The sequence below is a fragment of the Salarchaeum japonicum genome (genome assembly GCF_020614395.1).
Lineage (GTDB): Archaea > Halobacteriota > Halobacteria > Halobacteriales > Halobacteriaceae > Salarchaeum > Salarchaeum japonicum.
The window spans coordinates 1,739,332-1,755,505 of sequence record NZ_CP085324.1; the positions used below are offsets into that span (position 1 = coordinate 1,739,332).

General features: G+C 68.2%; 17 protein-coding genes. All 17 read right to left on the reverse strand.

Going from position 1 to position 16,174, the window contains the following annotated elements:
- Window positions 1-13 precede the first annotated feature (13 nt).
- Window positions 14-805: an ABC transporter permease gene (locus LI334_RS09755; RefSeq protein WP_227260575.1), complete on the reverse strand. Its 792-nt coding sequence runs from the start codon at window positions 803-805 to the stop codon at window positions 14-16.
- Complete coding sequence (locus LI334_RS09760) at window positions 802-1,788, reverse strand: ABC transporter ATP-binding protein (RefSeq protein WP_227260577.1); 987 nt, start codon at window positions 1,786-1,788, stop codon at window positions 802-804. Before LI334_RS09760 ends, LI334_RS09755 begins: the two co-directional genes overlap by 4 nt.
- A 48-nt stretch (window positions 1,789-1,836) precedes the next feature.
- On the reverse strand, window positions 1,837-2,640 hold the full coding sequence (locus LI334_RS09765) for a CBS pair associated ParBc domain-containing protein (RefSeq protein WP_227260579.1): 804 nt from the start codon (window positions 2,638-2,640) through the stop codon (window positions 1,837-1,839).
- 34 nt (window positions 2,641-2,674) lie between these two features.
- A complete protein-coding gene (locus LI334_RS09770) occupies window positions 2,675-4,078 on the reverse strand; it encodes a DHH family phosphoesterase (protein ID WP_227260581.1) in 1,404 nt (467 codons plus the stop codon).
- Between the two features lie 50 nt (window positions 4,079-4,128).
- Complete coding sequence (locus LI334_RS09775; RefSeq protein ID WP_227260583.1) at window positions 4,129-5,595, reverse strand: NADH-quinone oxidoreductase subunit N; 1,467 nt, start codon at window positions 5,593-5,595, stop codon at window positions 4,129-4,131.
- Window positions 5,596-7,113, reverse strand: a complete 1,518-nt coding sequence (locus LI334_RS09780; RefSeq protein WP_227260585.1) for a complex I subunit 4 family protein — start codon at window positions 7,111-7,113, stop codon at window positions 5,596-5,598.
- Window positions 7,114-9,123: an NADH-quinone oxidoreductase subunit L gene (gene nuoL, locus LI334_RS09785; protein ID WP_227260587.1), complete on the reverse strand. Its 2,010-nt coding sequence runs from the start codon at window positions 9,121-9,123 to the stop codon at window positions 7,114-7,116.
- 1 nt (window position 9,124) lies between these two features.
- On the reverse strand, window positions 9,125-9,427 hold the full coding sequence (nuoK, locus tag LI334_RS09790) for an NADH-quinone oxidoreductase subunit NuoK (RefSeq protein ID WP_145843822.1): 303 nt from the start codon (window positions 9,425-9,427) through the stop codon (window positions 9,125-9,127).
- Window positions 9,424-9,744: an NADH-quinone oxidoreductase subunit J family protein gene (locus tag LI334_RS09795; protein ID WP_227260589.1), complete on the reverse strand. Its 321-nt coding sequence runs from the start codon at window positions 9,742-9,744 to the stop codon at window positions 9,424-9,426. The genes nuoK and LI334_RS09795 overlap by 4 nt, the downstream gene beginning before the upstream one ends.
- A complete protein-coding gene (locus LI334_RS09800) occupies window positions 9,744-10,016 on the reverse strand; it encodes an NADH-quinone oxidoreductase subunit J (protein WP_227260591.1) in 273 nt (90 codons plus the stop codon). The genes LI334_RS09795 and LI334_RS09800 overlap by 1 nt, the downstream gene beginning before the upstream one ends.
- The gene (locus LI334_RS09805) at window positions 10,013-10,474 is read right to left on the reverse strand and encodes a NuoI/complex I 23 kDa subunit family protein (protein ID WP_227260593.1); all 462 of its coding nucleotides are present in this window, start codon (window positions 10,472-10,474) and stop codon (window positions 10,013-10,015) included. Before LI334_RS09805 ends, LI334_RS09800 begins: the two co-directional genes overlap by 4 nt.
- Window positions 10,471-11,520: a complex I subunit 1/NuoH family protein gene (locus tag LI334_RS09810; protein WP_227260595.1), complete on the reverse strand. Its 1,050-nt coding sequence runs from the start codon at window positions 11,518-11,520 to the stop codon at window positions 10,471-10,473. Before LI334_RS09810 ends, LI334_RS09805 begins: the two co-directional genes overlap by 4 nt.
- Window positions 11,517-13,142: an NADH-quinone oxidoreductase subunit D gene (locus tag LI334_RS09815; protein ID WP_343750116.1), complete on the reverse strand. Its 1,626-nt coding sequence runs from the start codon at window positions 13,140-13,142 to the stop codon at window positions 11,517-11,519. The genes LI334_RS09810 and LI334_RS09815 overlap by 4 nt, the downstream gene beginning before the upstream one ends.
- 67 nt (window positions 13,143-13,209) lie before the next feature.
- On the reverse strand, window positions 13,210-13,917 hold the full coding sequence (locus LI334_RS09820) for an NADH-quinone oxidoreductase subunit B (protein WP_227260599.1): 708 nt from the start codon (window positions 13,915-13,917) through the stop codon (window positions 13,210-13,212).
- The gene (locus LI334_RS09825) at window positions 13,910-14,308 is read right to left on the reverse strand and encodes an NADH-quinone oxidoreductase subunit A (protein WP_227260601.1); all 399 of its coding nucleotides are present in this window, start codon (window positions 14,306-14,308) and stop codon (window positions 13,910-13,912) included. Before LI334_RS09825 ends, LI334_RS09820 begins: the two co-directional genes overlap by 8 nt.
- 115 nt (window positions 14,309-14,423) lie before the next feature.
- Window positions 14,424-15,029, reverse strand: coding sequence for a 5-(carboxyamino)imidazole ribonucleotide mutase (purE, locus tag LI334_RS09830; RefSeq protein ID WP_227260603.1), 606 nt, complete (start codon window positions 15,027-15,029; stop codon window positions 14,424-14,426).
- A complete protein-coding gene (locus LI334_RS09835) occupies window positions 15,026-16,150 on the reverse strand; it encodes a 5-(carboxyamino)imidazole ribonucleotide synthase (protein WP_227260605.1) in 1,125 nt (374 codons plus the stop codon). The genes purE and LI334_RS09835 overlap by 4 nt, the downstream gene beginning before the upstream one ends.
- Between the last annotated feature and the right edge of the window lie 24 nt (window positions 16,151-16,174).

The window sequence follows — 16,174 nt, forward strand, 5'->3', positions numbered from 1 at the left end:
CCGCGTACCGGCCTCAGTAGTGCCCCATCACGCCGGCGCGGCGCGCCCAGCGCTGACAGTAGTGGAAGGCGGCGTACCCGACCGCGAGGTAGCCGACCGCCGTCGCGACGAGCACGCCGAGTTCGCCCGCGGACATCCCGGTGAGGGGGACGCCGTCCGCCATCGCGCGCTGGAGGAGGTGACTGCCCTGCGCGAGCGGCAGCCACTTGAGGAGCGGGTAGTCCCCGACGGGCGCGGCGATGAGCGCGATGAAGACGAACTGGAGGAGCTGGAAGGCGTTCTCCACGCGCTTGAACCGGATGGCGAGCCCGCCGAACACGAACCCGATGCCGACTGCTGGCGCGACGGCGAGCGCGCCGAGCGGCAGAACAGTAAGGGGGTCGAGCGCGAGCGACCGCCCCGTCACGGCGAGCATCACGGCGAGCGTGACCGCGCCCCAGAGGAAGGCTTCGAGGACGTTCACGACCGTCTTCGTCGCCATCACGCGCCCGAACCCGAGCGGGGACATGAACAGCTGTTCGAGCGTTCCCCACTGGGCCTCCCTCGTCACGGCCCAGGAGAGCCCGCTGTACGCGGCGATGGCCATGCTCCAGAGGAGGTAGCCGACGATGATGCCGGAGAGCGAGTCGTCGATGGCGGCGGGCGCGACCGCGCGGCCGCCGTAGAAGATGACGAAGAACACGAGAATCAGCGTCCCGACCTGCGAGAGCGTGTTCACGGGGTAGCGCACGAGCAGGAGGACGGTCTTGCGCGCGGACGCCCGGAAGAACCGGGCGTAATCCGCGAGCGATACGTCCGTCGTCATCGCGCGTCCTCCGTGACGGAGAGGAAGACGTCTTCGAGGTCGGGGTCGTGGCTGTCCACGTCGGACAGCGCGAGGCCGGCGTCGCGAAGCACGTCGAGGACGTCGTAGAGCGACGCGTCGCCGGTGAGCGTCACGTCGAACGCGACGCGCTCGCCCCGAGTCATCCAGTCCGCGGCGTCGAACCGGGCTTCGAGCGTTCCCCGCACGGACTCGGACACCGCGCCCTCGACCTCGACGCGGTAGGCCTGCGTCTCGAACACGCCGACGAGTTCCTCGACCGGGTCGTCCGCGATGACCGACCCGTCGGAGAGGATGACGACGCGGTCGCAGACCGCCTCCACCACGTCCATGTCGTGGCTCGACAGGACGACCGTGATGTCCTCTTCCTCGGCGAGCCGGCGGAGTTCGCGGCGGAGTTCGAGGGACGCCTCCACGTCCAGTCCCAGCGTGGGTTCGTCGAGGAACACCACGTCCGTGCCGCGGGCGAACGTCGCGGCGAGCGATACCTTCTGCTTCTGTCCCCGGGAGAGGTCGTTCACGGGGTCGTCCGCCTTCTCCAGGAGGCCGAACTGGGAGAGCAAGCGGTTCTGGCGCTCGCGGGACGCGGGGTTCGCGCCGAGCGCCGCGAAGTAATCGAGGTTCTCGCGGACGGTGAGCCGCCAGTAGACGTTCCGCGCGCCCTCCAGCATCGCGCCGACGTGCCGGTACACCTCCCGCGGACGCTCGTGCGCGTTCACGCCCGCGATTTCCACGGTTCCCGACGTGGGGACGACGAGGCCGAGAATCGACTTGATGGTCGTGGTCTTCCCCGCGCCGTTCGGCCCGAGCACGCCCACGACTTCGCCCCGGGACACGTCGAAGGAAACGTCCTCGACCGCGGTGACGGCGTCGTCGCCCTCGCCGTACGTCTTCCGGAGACCGTTTACGTGGAGGACGGTGTCGGCGGTCGCGTCCGCGTTCGCTCGCGCCTGCGTTCGCTGCATGCACGAACCCTCCCCGTGTCGCGTGGTAAAGGTTTCCAGACCCGGGCGTTACTGGAGGCGTTCGGTGCTCTCGACGAGCGGGTGACGGGCGTAGTCCACGACCTCGATGTCCGCGACGGACTCCAGGCCCTCCTTCGCCGCGGTCTTCGCCATCCCCAAATCGACGCGGCGGTCGAGCACGATGACGTACGCGTCCATCTCCTCGATGCCGGCCTGTTCGGCGGCTTTCACGCGGTGGTGGCCGTCCGCGAGCAGGAGGTCGCCCTTGTTGTCGATGACGACGAGCGGTTCGGTGAGGCCGCGTTCGAGTTCGTACTGGCGGCCTTCGAGTTCGTCCGCGTACACGCGGTTCTGGGTCGGGACGATTTCGCTGAGGCGGACGGTGCGGCGTTCCTCGCCGGCGTCCACGCCGTGGATGGATTCGAGCGTCCGCATCAGCTTCCCGACCTTCTCCGGGGTCGCGCGCTCTATCTGGGAGCGGATGAAGTCCGCGTTCGAGATGATGCCCACGAGGTGGCCGGCGTCGTCCACGACGGGGAGTTTCTGGATGCCGGAGCGGAGGATGACGCGCGCCGCGTCCGTCACGTCCATGTCGGGGTGAGCGACGATGAGGTCGTCGCTCATCACGGCGAAGATGGCGGCGTCCTCGTCCGCGCGCAGGAGGTCGCGCGCGCTCACGAACCCCTCGACGCGACGGCCGTCCGTGACGGGGAAGCCGTTGTGGCCGTCGCTCGTCGCGATGCGTTCCGCGACCTCGGCGACGGTGTCGTCGGGCGAGACGGTCTGCACGTCCCGCGTCATGTACTCGCTGACCTTCGGTTTCCCGGGGCCGCCGTCGAACGCCTCGTCCATACGAAATCTAGCGCGCCGGGGAGGAAAAGCCCTGCTACCGTACCGCGTCGAAGAAGCGGTTCGCGATGGCGTCTTCGAGGACGCCCTGGAGTTCGTCCGCGGCGTCCCCTTCGAGCACGTCGAAGACGCCCATCGGTATCTGCGCGCCAGCCATGTCCGCGTGTCCGCCCGCGCTCCCGAGGTCGTCGAACGCCTCGCGGAGCGCGCTCCCGAGGTCAACGTCCGCGCCGCGGGCGCGCGCGGACGCGTACACGGTGCCGTCCATGAACCCGTAGACGAACGTGACGGTGACGCCCTCCATCGCGAGCAGGCGGTCGGCGGCCTGCGCGAGCGTGTCCCGGTCGTTGATAGCGCCGACGCACGACGACAACACGGAGCCGTTCAGCTGGCGGTTTCCGATGCCGCGCGCGATGACGTCGAACGTGTCCGCGCTCACGTTCGGGCTCTCCACGCGCTCCAGCACGTCCACGTCCGCGTACGCGAGGAGTTCCGCGGCGGCCTCGAAGTCCGCGGTCGTTATCTCCCGGGAGAAGTCCTTCGTGTCCACGCGAATCCCGTAGAGGAGACCGGTCGCGACGGACGTGTCGAGGTCGACGCCGAGCTGGCTGAGGTACTCCACGAGAATCGTGCTCGTCGCGCCGACCTCGGGCCGCACGTCCACGAAGTCCGCGTCGATGTCGCCCTCGGAGGGGTGGTGGTCGATGACCACGTCCACGTCGGTGTCCGGAGGGAGTTGGTCGTTCACGCCCGGCCGCGAGTGGTCGACGAGCGCGACGCCCGCGTAGTCGTCCAGGCTGGCGTCCGGGTCGAGGTTCACCAGGTCGAGGTCGAGGAGGTTCACGAACGCCCGGTTCTCCTGGTGGCTGATTTCGCCGAAGTAACAGGCGTCCGCGGGCGTGCCGACGCCGTCCGCGATGCGGGTGAGCGCGACCGCGGCGGCGATGGCGTCCGGGTCGGGGTTGTCGTGCATGAACACCGCGAGCCGTCCCTCTACGGCCTGCAGGGTGCCGCGGAGGTCGTGCACGCGCCCGGAGTCGCCGCGCGCGGCGGTCTCCGCCACGTCGTCGAGGACGGCGGCCCCGGCGTCCACCACGCGGTCGGCGACCCCGGCGAGCGCGTCCCGCGTGGAGCGCGTCGCGCCGACGCCAGTGAACGCGACGACGTACGCGTCGGGGTGCGCGGCCGTCACCGCGCGGGTGGCGGCGAGGTTCGTCTCCGGGTCGTCCGCGCCGACGAACACCACGTCGGGCGCGCGCTCGCGGTCGATGCTCGCGGGGTCGGTGATGTCCGCGGTCTCCGCGGGCACCTTCTCGTTTCGGAGGGATTCGACGCGGCTCGCGTCGGCGTCCAGGACGAGCAGGTCGCCGGACTCGCCGCCGAGTTCGTCCACGACGGCGTGGCCTGTCGTCCCGCACCCGAGGACGAGCCGAAATACCATCACGTCCGGCTATCCCGCCGCCGGCCTAAAACCTACCGTCTACCGGGCGACTACCCGAGAAGGGCGGTCGCGGCGGAGACGGCGGTGTCCGCGACGGGGTCGAACGCGACGAGGAGGAGGACGGTGACGACGCCCGCGGCGACGACGGCGGCGTAGAGGCCGGCGGGCCGACTGCGGATGTCGAAGTCGCGCTCGGACTCGCCCCAGAGCGAAGTCACGACGCGCGAGTAGAAGTAGAGGGAGAGCGCGCTGTTCACGAGCGCGATGGCGACGAGCCAGACGAACCCGGCGTCCACGGCGGACGCGAACAGGAAGTACTTCGAGAGGAAGCCCGCGCCGACGGGGAGGCCGGCGAGGCTGAACACGAACACGGTCATCGCCAGGGAGGCGACGGGTGCGCGGCGACCGAGGCCCTCGTAGTCCTCGAACGTCTCGCCGACGCCCCAGTGTTCGGCGAGCGCGACGAACAGGAACGCGCCCGTGTTCATGAAGCCGTACGCGAACAGGTGCATCATGCTCGCGCCGAGGACGAGGCCGTCGGCGTCACCGGCGAGCGCGGCGAGTCCGATGAGGACGTAGCCGGCGTGGCCGATGCTGGAGTAGGCGAGCATGCGCTTGACGGCTTCCTGGCGGGCGGCGGCGAAGTTCCCGAGCGTCATCGTCACCGCGGCGAGCACGGCGAGGACGAGCGCCCAGTTCACGGTGGACGCCACCGCGTCGAGCGGGAACGCGACCGTGAACACGCGGAACGCCGCGGCGAACCCGGCGGCCTTCGACGCGCTGGAGAGGAACGCGCTGATGGGCGCGGGCGCGCCCTCGTAGGCCTCAGGTGCCCAGAAGTGGAAGGGGACGCTCGCGGTCTTGAACAGGAATCCGCCGAGCACCATCAGCACGCCGACGCCGAACACGCCGCCGAGCGACTGCTCGGACGCGGCGGCCGCGACCTCGGGGAGCGCGAGCGACCCGGTCGCGCCGTAGACGAGACTGAGGCCGTACAGCATCACCGCGCTGGAGAGCGCGCCGACGAGGAAGTACTTCATGCTCGCCTCCACGCTGTCCTTGTTCGACTTCAGGAACCCCACGAGAACGTAGGAGGGGATGCTGACGAGTTCGAGCGCGACGAACACGGTCGCGAGGCTGTTCGCGGCGGCGAGCGCGCTCATCCCGGTCGTTGCGAGCAGGACGAGCGCGTAGTACTCGGCGGCGTGCGCGTGCTCGCGGACGTAGTCGTAGGACGCGACCACGACGAGCGCCGCGACCGATCCGACGAGCACCGTGAAGAACAGCGCGAGGTCGTCCACGACGAGCGCTCCCTCGAACGCGGTGAGGGCGTCGCTCCCGGTGCCGGCCCACGCGAACCAGACGGCGAGTCCGGTCGCCGTGAGCGTGCCCGCGGCCGCGATGGCGGCGAGCAGGCCGTCCTTGCGGTCGCCGGGCGAGAGCGTGTCCACGGCGAGCACGAGCAGGGCCGCGAGACCGAGGACGTACTGCGGGGAGAGCGGTGGGAGTTCGACCATCTATACACCACCTCCGAGAATCGCGTTGATGGAGTCCTGAATCATACCCATGAAGACGTCGGGGGCGACGCCGAGTCCGATGGCGAGGAGGACGAGCGCGACGCCGGGCGCGAGCGCGCTCCGCGCCGGGTCGGCGACCGCGGCGTCCGTGTCGACCGCGTACGGGCCGAAGAGGACGCGCTGCATCGTCCACAGCAGGTAGCCGGCGATGACGACGATGCCGAACATCGCGACGGCCGTGATGAGCGCGGCGTTCGCGTACGCGGCCTGGAAGGAGCCGGTGAAGATGAAGAACTCCGCGGCGAACCCGCTCATCAGCGGGAGTCCCATGTAGCCGAACGCGCCCGCGACGAACAGGCTGGCGGTGACGGGCATCTCCGACGCGACGCCGGAGAGCTTATCGACCATCCGGGTGTCGGTGGAGCGCTCGATCGCGCCGACCGCGAGGAACAGCAGGCCGATGAGGACGCCGTGGCTCACCATCTGGAACGTCGCGCCCGAGAGGCCGTACGTCGTGTACGTGACGAGGCCGAGGAGCACGAAGCCCATCGAGGGAATCGACGTGTACGCGACGATGCGCTTGAGGTCTTGCTGGCTCACCGCGACGAACGACCCGTAGAGGACGGTGACGACGGCGAGCGCGCCGAGGAGCGGCGCGAACTCGCGCGTGGTCTCGGGGAACATCGTGACGTTGAACCGAAGCAGGGAGTACGTCCCCATCTTCGTCACGACGCCCGCGAGCACGAGCGTCACCGGCGTGGGGGCTTCCGTGTACGCGTCCGGGAGCCACGTGTGGAACGGGACGAGCGCCGTCTTCACGGCGAACCCGAAGAACAGCGCGAAGAACGCGATGGTCGTGACGGTGTCGGGCGCGAGCCCGTAGAACGTCGTGAGTTCGTCGCCGCGCACGGCGGCCGCGACGGCCGCGAGGTCGAAGGACTCGACGGGCGACGCGAACACGACGAGCATGAACCCGACGAACAAGACGAGGCTCGCGACGTTCGTGTACACGAAGAACTTGATTGCGGCGTACGACCGCCGGGGGCCGCCCCAGACCGCGACGAGGAGGTAGAGCGGGACGAGCACGAACTCCCAGAACACGAACCAGACGAAGAAGTCGAGCGCGGCGAACACGCCGAACAGGCTGGCTTCCGTGAACAGGAGGAGCGCGTAGAACTCGGAGCGCCGGTCGTCGATGTAGTTCCACGCGGTCACGACGGCGAGCGTCGTCATCACGGCCGTGAGCGCGACGAGCGGAAGGCTCACGCCGTCCAATCCGACGTGCCACTGGAGCGCGTACTCGCCGAAGGATATCCACTGCCGCGTGGTCTCGAAGGCGGGCGTGCCGCTCTGGAGGAGGGCGTTGCCCGCGCCGTCGTAGCGACTGTACAACAGGAGGCTGCCCGCGAGGGGCAGGAGGCTGAGCGCGGCCGCGAGCTTCGCCGCCCACTTCTCGGGCGCGGCGAGCACGGCGACGGCGCTCAGGAACGTGACTGCGAGTAAGGCTTCTATCAACATCTAGAACCACCCCCCGAGGAACCCGACCACGGCGAGGATGACGACGAGGCCGAGCGTGAGGAACGTGATGTAGTTCGACACCCGTCCGGTCTGCAGGCGACGGGTCTGCGCGCCGCTGAAGAGGGTGACGCTCGATGCGCCGTCGACGACGCCGTCCACGATGCCCTGGTCGAACTTGCTCGTGCCCCGGGAGACGGGGAGCGCGACGCCGGTCGCGAGCCAGTCCTGGAACTCGTCCTGGTAGTAGTTGTTGTAGAGCAGGGTCTTCACGGAACCGAGTGTCTCCGTGTGCTCGCTGGGTTCGGGGCCGCGGTAGAGCACCCACGCGAGCAGGACGCCGGCGAGCGCGAGCGCGAGGGAGACGCCCGCGGTCAGCACGCTACTGACCTCGGTCGCGGTAAACGCGGCGTTCGCGACGACGAGGTCGTGGTAGTGGTGCGCGGCGGTCGCCTCGATGGGGCCCTGGAGCCACGAGTCGAGGAACGTCACGCTCGCGCCGGTGAGTTCGTGAATCAGGCCGGGGTTGACGAACCCGACGACGGTCGCGCCGACGCCGAGCACGGCGACGGGGAGTTTCATGCTCCACCCCACGTCGTGCGCGGACTCGGCCTCGCTCGTCCGGGGTTCGCCGTGGAAGGTGAGAAGCACCATCCGAATCGTGTAGAACCCGGTGAAGAACACCGCAATAAGGCCGAGGACGGCGGCGACGAGCACGGCGGTGTTGCCGCCGAGGCCGAACACGAGCGCCTCGTGGAGGACGGCGTCCTTCGACCAGAAGCCCGCGAAGGGCACGATGCCGGCGAGCGCGAGCGACCCGGCGAGGAACGCCCAGTAGGTCACCGGGAGTTTGTCCTTCAGGCCGCCCATGTTCCACATGTCCTCGTCGTGGTGCATCGCCACGATGACGACGCCCGCGCCGAGGAAGAGGAGGGACTTGAAGACGGCGTGCGTGAGCAGGTGGAAGACGCCCGCGACGTACCCGCCCGCGCCGAGGCCGAGCATCATATACCCATATTGGCTGATGGTGGAGTACGCGAGCACCTGCTTGATTTCGCGCTTCACGAGCGCCATCGTCGCGGCGAACAGCGCGGTAAACCCGCCGACGAGCGCGATAATCGCGAGCACGGTCGGGAGTTGCGCGTACACGCCGTACATCCGCGCGACGAGGTAGACGCCGGCCGCGACCATCGTCGCGGCGTGGATGAGCGCCGACACGGGGGTCGGGCCTTCCATCGCGTCCGGGAGCCACGTGTGCAGGGGGAACTGCGCGGACTTCCCGATGACGCCGCCGAGGACGAGGAGTCCGAGGACGGCGAACCAGTTCTGCGCGCTCAGCCCGAAGTACGTCGTCGCGCCGCCCTCCAGTCCCGTGGCGACGAGTTCGGGGAGTTCGGTGAACGTCGCGGTGCCGAACGTCCCGAGGATGCCCACGAGACCGAGGAGGAGGAAGTAGTCCCCGAAGCGCGTGACGAGGAACGCCTTCTTCGCGGCGCTCGCGGGGCCGGGCCGACTGTACCAGTGGCCGATGAGCCACCACGAGCAGAAGCCGACGAGTTCGAAGAAGACGAAGCTCATCAGGAGGTTGTCGGCGAGCGTGAACGCGAGCATGCTCGCGGTGAACAAGCCGAGGCCGGCGTAGTAGCGCGGCCGGCCGGGTTCGTTCTCGGCGTTCATGTAGCCGAGGCTGAACACGTGAACCGCGAGCGCGACGACCGACACCAGGACGGCCATCATCGCCGACAGCGGGTCGACGAGCAGGCCGAAGTGGAGGCTGAAGGTGCCGTCGCCGGCGACCCACGTGTAGAGTTCTTCGTTCAGCGTTTCGCCGCCGCTGACCGTGAAGAAGACCCACACGGACAGCAGCAGCGACCCTGCGGTCGCGAGGATTCCGGGAATCGCGCCGTCCCTGGGGAGGACGCGCGGCGCGTAGTGGCCGACGAGAAGCGCGACGAGGAATCCGGCGAGCGGCAGGGCGGGAATCGCCGCAGCGTAGTCGAGTGCACCCGCCATCTTACCACCTCATTGACGTAGGAATCGTCACATCGACGCCTTTGAAGTTCCGGTACAGGGTGAGCACGATACCGATGCCCACGGCGACTTCCGCGGCCGCGAGCGCCATCGCGAACAGGCTGAACGTCTGTCCGACGAGGTTGCCGTGCATGTGGCTGAACGCGATGAAGTTGAGGTTCGCGGCGTTCAGCATGAGTTCGACGCTCATCAGGAAGACCAATGCGTTCCGCCGGGTGAGCACGCCGAACACGCCGATGCAGAAGATGCCGGCGGACAGCAGGAGGAAGTACTCGGTGGGAATCATTCGTCGTCACCCCACTGGAGCGGGTTCCCGATGCTGCCGTCCTCGCGCTTCGCGAGGAGCACCGCGCCGACGAGCGCCGCGACGAGCACGAGGTCGATGAGTTCGAACGCGGCGAGGAAGCCCTCGGTCGGGACGCCGCTCTCCCCCGTGAAGTCGAAGAGCGCGTACCCGATGTCGGTGATGAGGGCGGCGTCCGCGGGGTAGCCCGCGGGGTCGGGGAGGCTCGCGCCGAGGAACGCCGCGGCCATCACGGCGAACAGCGCGACGGCGACGAGGCCGGGGAGGAGGTCGAGGTCGGCGAAGCGCGAGCGCGCCATCAGCCGGCCACCTCCGGTTCTTCCTCTTCTTCTGCGCACGTGAGCATCACCGCGAACGCGATGAGCACGAGCACGCCCCCGACGTACACGAGCACCTGCATCGCCGCCGGGAACTCCGCGTTCAGCCACACGAAGTGAACGGCGAGCGAGAGGAGCGCGCCGCCCAGCATCAATGCGGAGTGCCAGACGTCACGCATCAGCACGACGCCGAGACTGAACGCGAGCGTGACGAGCGCGAGCACGGCGAACGCGCCGGTTTCGACGAGCGTCACTGGTAATCCACCTCGCCTTCGCCCTCGCCCACCCACGCCGACCGGTCGGGTTCGCGGGCCGCGAGCGGGTCTACGTCCTTGTACCACGGAACGTTCTTCAACTGCTCCTTGTTGTACGCGAGGTCGTGTTTGGTGTCCCCGGTGAACTCGAAGTTCTGCGTCAGCAGAATGGCGTCCACGGGACACACCTCCTCGCAGAGCCGGCAGTAGATGCACTGGCCGACGTGGAGGTTGTACTGTTCGCCCTGTCGCTTGTCGTCAGTGACGATGTGGATGGTGTCGTTCGGACACACCTTCTCGCACTGCCGACACCAGATACAGCGCTCCTGACTGAACTTGTGAATCCCGCGGAAGCGCGGGCTCACTTCGGGCGCGGTATCCGGGTACTCGACGGTGAACGTCTTCCCGTCGAGCGCGTGCTTCATCGTCGTCGCCATGGATTTGAGTACGCCTATCATGCGATCACCCCCACGATGACTGCGGTGAGAACGAGGTTCGCGAAGGAGAGCACGAGCATGCCCTTCCAGCCGACCTCGATGAGCTGGTCGACCCGGATGCGGGGAACCGCGGACCGACACCACTGCGTGAAGAGGAACACCGCCCAGATTTTGGCGATGAACCAGACGATACCGGGGAGCCACGGGCCGGCGGGGCCGCCGAGGAAGAGCGTGGCGATGATTGCGCCGCCGAGGAAGATGTGCAGGAACTCCCCGAGGTAGAAGAGAACGAAGTACACCGAGGAGTACTCGGTCTGGTAGCCGGCGACGAGTTCGCTCGGCGCGTCAGCGAGGTCGAACGGGTTGCGTCCGACTTCGGCGAGGTTCGCGAGGACGAACAACGCGAACGCGAAGGGGTTGACGAACCCGAACCACATCGGGATGTGAACGCCGGCGATGACGGCGAGCGTCTCGGACTGCGCGGCGACGATTTCGCTCACCTGGAGCGACCCCGCGAGGAGCACGACCGACGCGGCCGTGACGACGAGCGGAATCTCGTACGCGATGCTCTCGGCGACGGCGCGCATGCTCCCGAGGAACGAGTACTTGTTCGAGGACGCGTAGCCGCCGGCGACGATGCCGAGCACGGAGAGCGAGGAGACGGCGAAGACGAACGCGATGCCGACCTCGGGGTCGGCGAGCTGGATGCCGTTCCCCATCGGAATCACCGCGAACCCGAGGAGCGCGCTGAACGGCAGAAGGAATGGTGCGAGGTCCCACGCGGGGCGGTCGACGCCCTCGGGGACGATGCGTTCCTTCGAGAGGAGGCGGACGGCGTCCGCGACGATGATGAACAGGCCGAACGGCCCGACCTTGCTCACGGCGATGCGGTCGGTGAACGCCGCCGTAATCTTCCGTTTCGCCCACGGGCCGGCGATGGCGCTCAGCGTCAGCAGGAGGGTCGCGACGAACGCCGCGCCGACCAGCGCGCTCAATACTTCCACCCAGAGCGGGGGGGTCGCGCCGTACCCGAGCAGTTCGCTGATCGTGACCGGGAGCGTGCTCATCTGTCCACCTCACCCAGGATGATGTCGAGGCTGCCGAGGGTCGCGATGAGGTCGGGGATGTACTCGCCGTTACTCATCGCGGGGAGCGCCTGCAGGTTCGAGAAGCAGGGGCTCCGAATCTTGAAGCGCGCGGGCTGTCCGGTGCCGTCCGAGCGGATGTAGACGCCGAGTTCGCCCTTCGCGCCCTCGACGGCGCGGTACGTCTCGCGGTCCTCCTCGGGGTTGAGGGTGCGCGGGACGTTCGACTGAACCTCGCGGTCGTCCTCGGGCCAGTCTTCGAGGAGGTCGACGCACTGTTCGATGATGCGCGCGGACTGCTCGACCTCCCGCATCCGCACGAGGAGGCGGCTGTAGTTGTCGCCGCCGGACTCGGTGACGACGTCCCAGTCGAGGTGTTCGTAGTAGCCGTAGGGGTCGTCGCGGCGGAGGTCGTAGTCCACGCCGGACGCGCGGGCGACCGGGCCGGTGACGCCGAAGTCCTTCGCGGTGTCGGCGTCGAGGACGCCCGTGTCGATGCAGCGCAACTGGAAGAGTTCGTTGTCCGTGATGAGGTCGTGGTACTCCTCCAGGCGGTTCGGGAGGTCGTCGAGGAATTCACGGACGTTCTCGAAGAACGTCTCCCGGGGTTCGGGGATGTCCCAGACGACGCCGCCGAGGCGGAAGTAGTTGAACATCATCCGCTGGCCGGTGAGGTCTTCGAGGAGGTTCTGGACGTTCTCCCGGTCGCGCATCGCGTACATGAAGATGGCCGTGAACTCGCCGTAGATGTCGAGACAGAACGTCCCGAGCGCGAGCATGTGACTGGCGATGCGGCAGAGTTCCGCGCCCATCGTCCGGATGACCTGCGCGTACTCCGGCACCTCGATGTCGTTCAAGTCCTCCGCGGTGCGGGCGTACGCCCACTCGTTCAGGAGGCCGGCCGAGGCGTAGTCCCACCGGTCGGGGTACGGCATGATCTGATAGCGGTAGTTCCCGTTCTGCGCCATCTGCTCCTCGCAGCGGTGGAGGTAGCCGATGTCGGGTTCGACGTCCACGACCTGCTCGCCGTCGAGGACGGTTTCGAGGTGGAGGACGCCGTGGGTCGCCGGGTGGTGCGGGCCGATGTTGAGGAACATCGTGTCCGACTCCTCGTCCCGGAACTTCCCTTCGAGGGGGTTCTTGTTCTCCTCGAACGTCACTATCTGGGGTTTGTTCTGGTTGTAGTCCCGGCCGAGCGGGTGGCCCTGCCAGGTCTCGGGCAGGAGGATGCGGCGGAGGTCGGGGTGGTCGTCGTACTGGACGCCGACGAGGTCGTACGCCTCGCGTTCGTGCCACTCCGCGGTCTTGAACACCGAGGACGCGGACTGACTCACGGGGTCGTCGCGGCTCGTCGGCACGACCACGGACACCTCCTCCGTCGGGTCGTTGTACTTCTTCAGGTGGTAGATGGACTCGAAGCGGTCTTCGTACTCCTGGCTCGTGACCGCGGAGAGGTGGTCGAAGCCGGCTTCCTCCTTCAGCGCGCTCAGCGACTCCTCGACGCGGTCGGCGCGAACCACGAACCCGTCCGCGTTCAGGTGGCTCTCGCGGCCGACCACGGCGTCGCCGAGCAGGTCGGAGAGCGCGTCGTAGTCGACGCCCATCGGTTCCACCGACGGTTCGGGCTCTTCGTCGGGGGTGTCGTCTGCCTGACTCATCTGTCTCCCTCCGTCATGGCGAGTCAGCCCAGTTGTACCGCATGACGAGCGTGTCCTCGTCTATCTCGTCCGCGAGTTCCTGCACGAGTTCGTCCCGGTCGAGGTCGCCGAACTCCTCCAGTTCGTACGGCTTGACCGTGACGGGCGCGCTCTCGCCGTTCATCACGCGCTCCTGCAGTTTCACGACGCCGTAGACGAGCGCCTCGGGGCGGGGCGGACACCCGGGGACGTGGATGTCCACGGGGATGACTTCCTCCGCGCCCTTGAGGACGTTGTAGCCCTCCTGGAACGGCCCGCCGGAGATCGTACAGGAGCCCATGCCGACGACGAACTTCGGCTCCGGCATCTGGTCGTAGACGCGCTTCATGCGCGGCGCGAACTTCGAGACGATGGTTCCGGGGACGATCATCACGTCGGCCTGCCGCGGACTGGCGCGCGGCACGCCCGACCCGAATCGGTCGAGGTCGTGCTTGACCGCGTACGTGTGCATCATCTCGATGCTGCAGCAGGCGATACCGAACTGCAGCATGAACATGGAGTTCCCGCGAACCCAGTCCATGAACTTATCGAACTTCGTGAGGATGAACGGGGACGTGCCGAGCGCTTCGCGCAGTTTCGAGTTGAAGCGGTCGTCGACGCCCTCGCCCATGCGGGCCTCCCGTGTCTTGGTCTGTGGCGCTGTGCTCTCCCGTATCGCGTCCCGTGGCGTGTCACTACTCATGCTTGTACTCGTACCGTGGGTTCCGCACCCAACTCACCGCGCCGTTCCGCCACGCCCACACGAGTCCGACGACCAGAACGCCGATGAAGACGAGCATAGGTGCGAGCGCGGCAACGAGGCCCTGACTGTCGACCGCGGACCGATAGATGACGGTCCAGGGGAAGATGAGCACGGTCTCGATGTCGAAGACGACGAACAGCAACGCGACCATGTAGTACTGGATGTTGAACCGAAGACGCGTGCTCCCGGTCGGAACCTCGCCGCTCTCGAACGCGGCGCGTTTCCCTTGTTCGGGCACACTGGGACGTAGCAGGGTGGAGACGGCCACCATCGAGAGAGGGATGATGACGCCGACAGCCGCCAGCGCGCCGATGGCGATCCAAGTATTCATAACTCCGTATCGTCCGTCGATTCATCCGCCACACCTATAAACGTTGATTCTTGTGTCGGCGGCCGAACGACAGGGTCTACGGGCGTTTCGGGGCGTCTCGAAGGAGCGGGTTCGGTCAGTCGTCGCGCCGGTCGCGGAAGCCTTCGACGCCGCGGTCGTGGAGGTCGCGGGAGACCTCGGCGACGCCGGCGCGGCGGTCGTCGTGCAGGCGTTCGAGACGTGCTTCGAGGTCGCTGTCGGAGCGCGCGAGCACTTGCGCGGCGGAGAGGCCGGCGTTGTAGGACTTCCCGGCGTCCACGGCCGTCAGCGGCGCGCCGGTCGGCATCCCGATGACGGAGTCCACGGACTTCTCCTGGACGGGCACGCCGATGACGGGAACGGGGTAGGCGATGGACGCGGTCATGTTCGGGAGGTCGGCGGACTTCCCGCCCGCGCCGGCGATGACGACGTCGAGGCCGCGGTCGCCGGCGGTGTCGGCGTACGCGTACATGAGGTCGGGCGTCCGGTGCGCGGAGACGACCCACGTCTCGAACGAGTAGCCAGCGGGCGGGTTCTCGGGGTCGGTCTCCTCCGTGAACCCGAGGTCGGTGAGGGCTTCGGCGGCCCCGGCCATCGTGTCGAGGTCGGAGTCCGACCCCATCACGATTCCCACGTCGGGCGTCTGGTCGCGGTTCGATTCGGCGTCTGCTTCGAAGAAGTCGATGAGGTCTTGGACGGTCATTGGAAGTCGAGGGCGTCGCGGGCGGTTCGCGCGCGAGTGAGCGCGGTGTCGGTGTCGTCGCCGCTCGCGGTGACGTGCCCCATCTTCCGCAGGGGCCGCACCTGCGCCTTCCCGTACCAGTGGAGCGCCGCCGTCGCCACGGAGAGCGCGTCGTCCGCGCCGGCGAGACTGGCGGGGCGCTCCGCGCCCGAGCCGAGGAGGTTCGCCATCGCCGTCGGCCCCCGGAGTTCGGTCGAACCGAGCGGGAGGCCGAGCACGGCGCGCACGTGCTGTTCGAACTGCGAGGTGTGCGCGCCCTCGATGGTGTAGTGCCCCGAGTTGTGGGGGCGGGGCGCGATTTCGTTCACGAGCACGTCCCCATCCAGTTCAAACAGCTCGATGCCGAAGACGCCGCGGCCGTCGAGGGCGTCGAGCACGTCGAGCGCGACCTCGCGGGCGCGTTCGACCGTCTGGTCGTCGGTGCGGGCGGGCGCAATCGTCTCGCGGAGGATTTCGTCCTCGTGGACGTTCTCCACGACGGGGAAGGCGTCGCGCTCGTCGTCGCCGCGGACGCCGATGACGGAGAGTTCGCGCTCGAAGTCCACGAGTTCCTCGGCGACGAGGCCGGTGAGGTCGTCGAAGTAGCCGACGGCGTCGGAGACGGTGGCGGCGACGTGGTTCCCGCGGCCGTCGTAGCCGCCGCGGCGGGCTTTCAGCATGAGGGGGCTGCCGAGGTCGTCGAACGCGTCGCGGAGGTCGGTCTCGGCGTGAACCTCGCGGAAGGCGGGGACGGGGAGGCCGGCGTCGGCGAGCGCGCGCTTCTCCGCGAGTTTGTCGCCCGTCGTGCGCAGGGAGTCGGGTGCGGGGTGGACGGGCGCGTCGAGCGATTCGAGCGCGTCCGCGTCCGCCAACTCGATTTCGTAGGTCACCACGTCCGCGCGTTCGGCGAGCGAGGCGAGCGCGTCCGGGTCGTCGAAGTCCGCGACGAGCTGGTCGGCCGCGGGCGGGCAGGCGGGACAGTCTGGCGTGGGGTCGAGGACGACCACGTCGACGCCGAGCGGGCTCGCGGCCTCCGCGAGCATCCGGCCGAGTTGGCCGCCGCCGACGACGCCGAGCGTGCCACCGGGGACGAGCGAATCCATCACCCGATAAGTACCCTCACTCCT

Bases quoted from the DNA above. Each gene is read 5' to 3' on its own strand.
- LI334_RS09755 (WP_227260575.1), bottom strand. From the start codon at position 805: ATGACGACGGACGTATCGCTCGCGGATTACGCCCGGTTCTTCCGGGCG.
- LI334_RS09760 (WP_227260577.1), bottom strand. From the start codon at position 1,788: ATGCAGCGAACGCAGGCGCGAGCGAACGCGGACGCGACCGCCGACACC.
- LI334_RS09765 (WP_227260579.1), bottom strand. From the start codon at position 2,640: ATGGACGAGGCGTTCGACGGCGGCCCCGGGAAACCGAAGGTCAGCGAG.
- LI334_RS09770 (WP_227260581.1), bottom strand. From the start codon at position 4,078: ATGGTATTTCGGCTCGTCCTCGGGTGCGGGACGACAGGCCACGCCGTC.
- LI334_RS09775 (WP_227260583.1), bottom strand. From the start codon at position 5,595: ATGGTCGAACTCCCACCGCTCTCCCCGCAGTACGTCCTCGGTCTCGCG.
- LI334_RS09780 (WP_227260585.1), bottom strand. From the start codon at position 7,113: ATGTTGATAGAAGCCTTACTCGCAGTCACGTTCCTGAGCGCCGTCGCC.
- nuoL (WP_227260587.1), bottom strand. From the start codon at position 9,123: ATGGCGGGTGCACTCGACTACGCTGCGGCGATTCCCGCCCTGCCGCTC.
- nuoK (WP_145843822.1), bottom strand. From the start codon at position 9,427: ATGATTCCCACCGAGTACTTCCTCCTGCTGTCCGCCGGCATCTTCTGC.
- LI334_RS09795 (WP_227260589.1), bottom strand. From the start codon at position 9,744: ATGGCGCGCTCGCGCTTCGCCGACCTCGACCTCCTCCCCGGCCTCGTC.
- LI334_RS09805 (WP_227260593.1), bottom strand. From the start codon at position 10,474: ATGATAGGCGTACTCAAATCCATGGCGACGACGATGAAGCACGCGCTC.
- LI334_RS09810 (WP_227260595.1), bottom strand. From the start codon at position 11,520: ATGAGCACGCTCCCGGTCACGATCAGCGAACTGCTCGGGTACGGCGCG.
- LI334_RS09815 (WP_343750116.1), bottom strand. From the start codon at position 13,142: ATGGGCGTCGACTACGACGCGCTCTCCGACCTGCTCGGCGACGCCGTG.
- LI334_RS09820 (WP_227260599.1), bottom strand. From the start codon at position 13,917: ATGAGTAGTGACACGCCACGGGACGCGATACGGGAGAGCACAGCGCCA.
- LI334_RS09825 (WP_227260601.1), bottom strand. From the start codon at position 14,308: ATGAATACTTGGATCGCCATCGGCGCGCTGGCGGCTGTCGGCGTCATC.
- purE (WP_227260603.1), bottom strand. From the start codon at position 15,029: ATGACCGTCCAAGACCTCATCGACTTCTTCGAAGCAGACGCCGAATCG.
- LI334_RS09835 (WP_227260605.1), bottom strand. From the start codon at position 16,150: ATGGATTCGCTCGTCCCCGGTGGCACGCTCGGCGTCGTCGGCGGCGGC.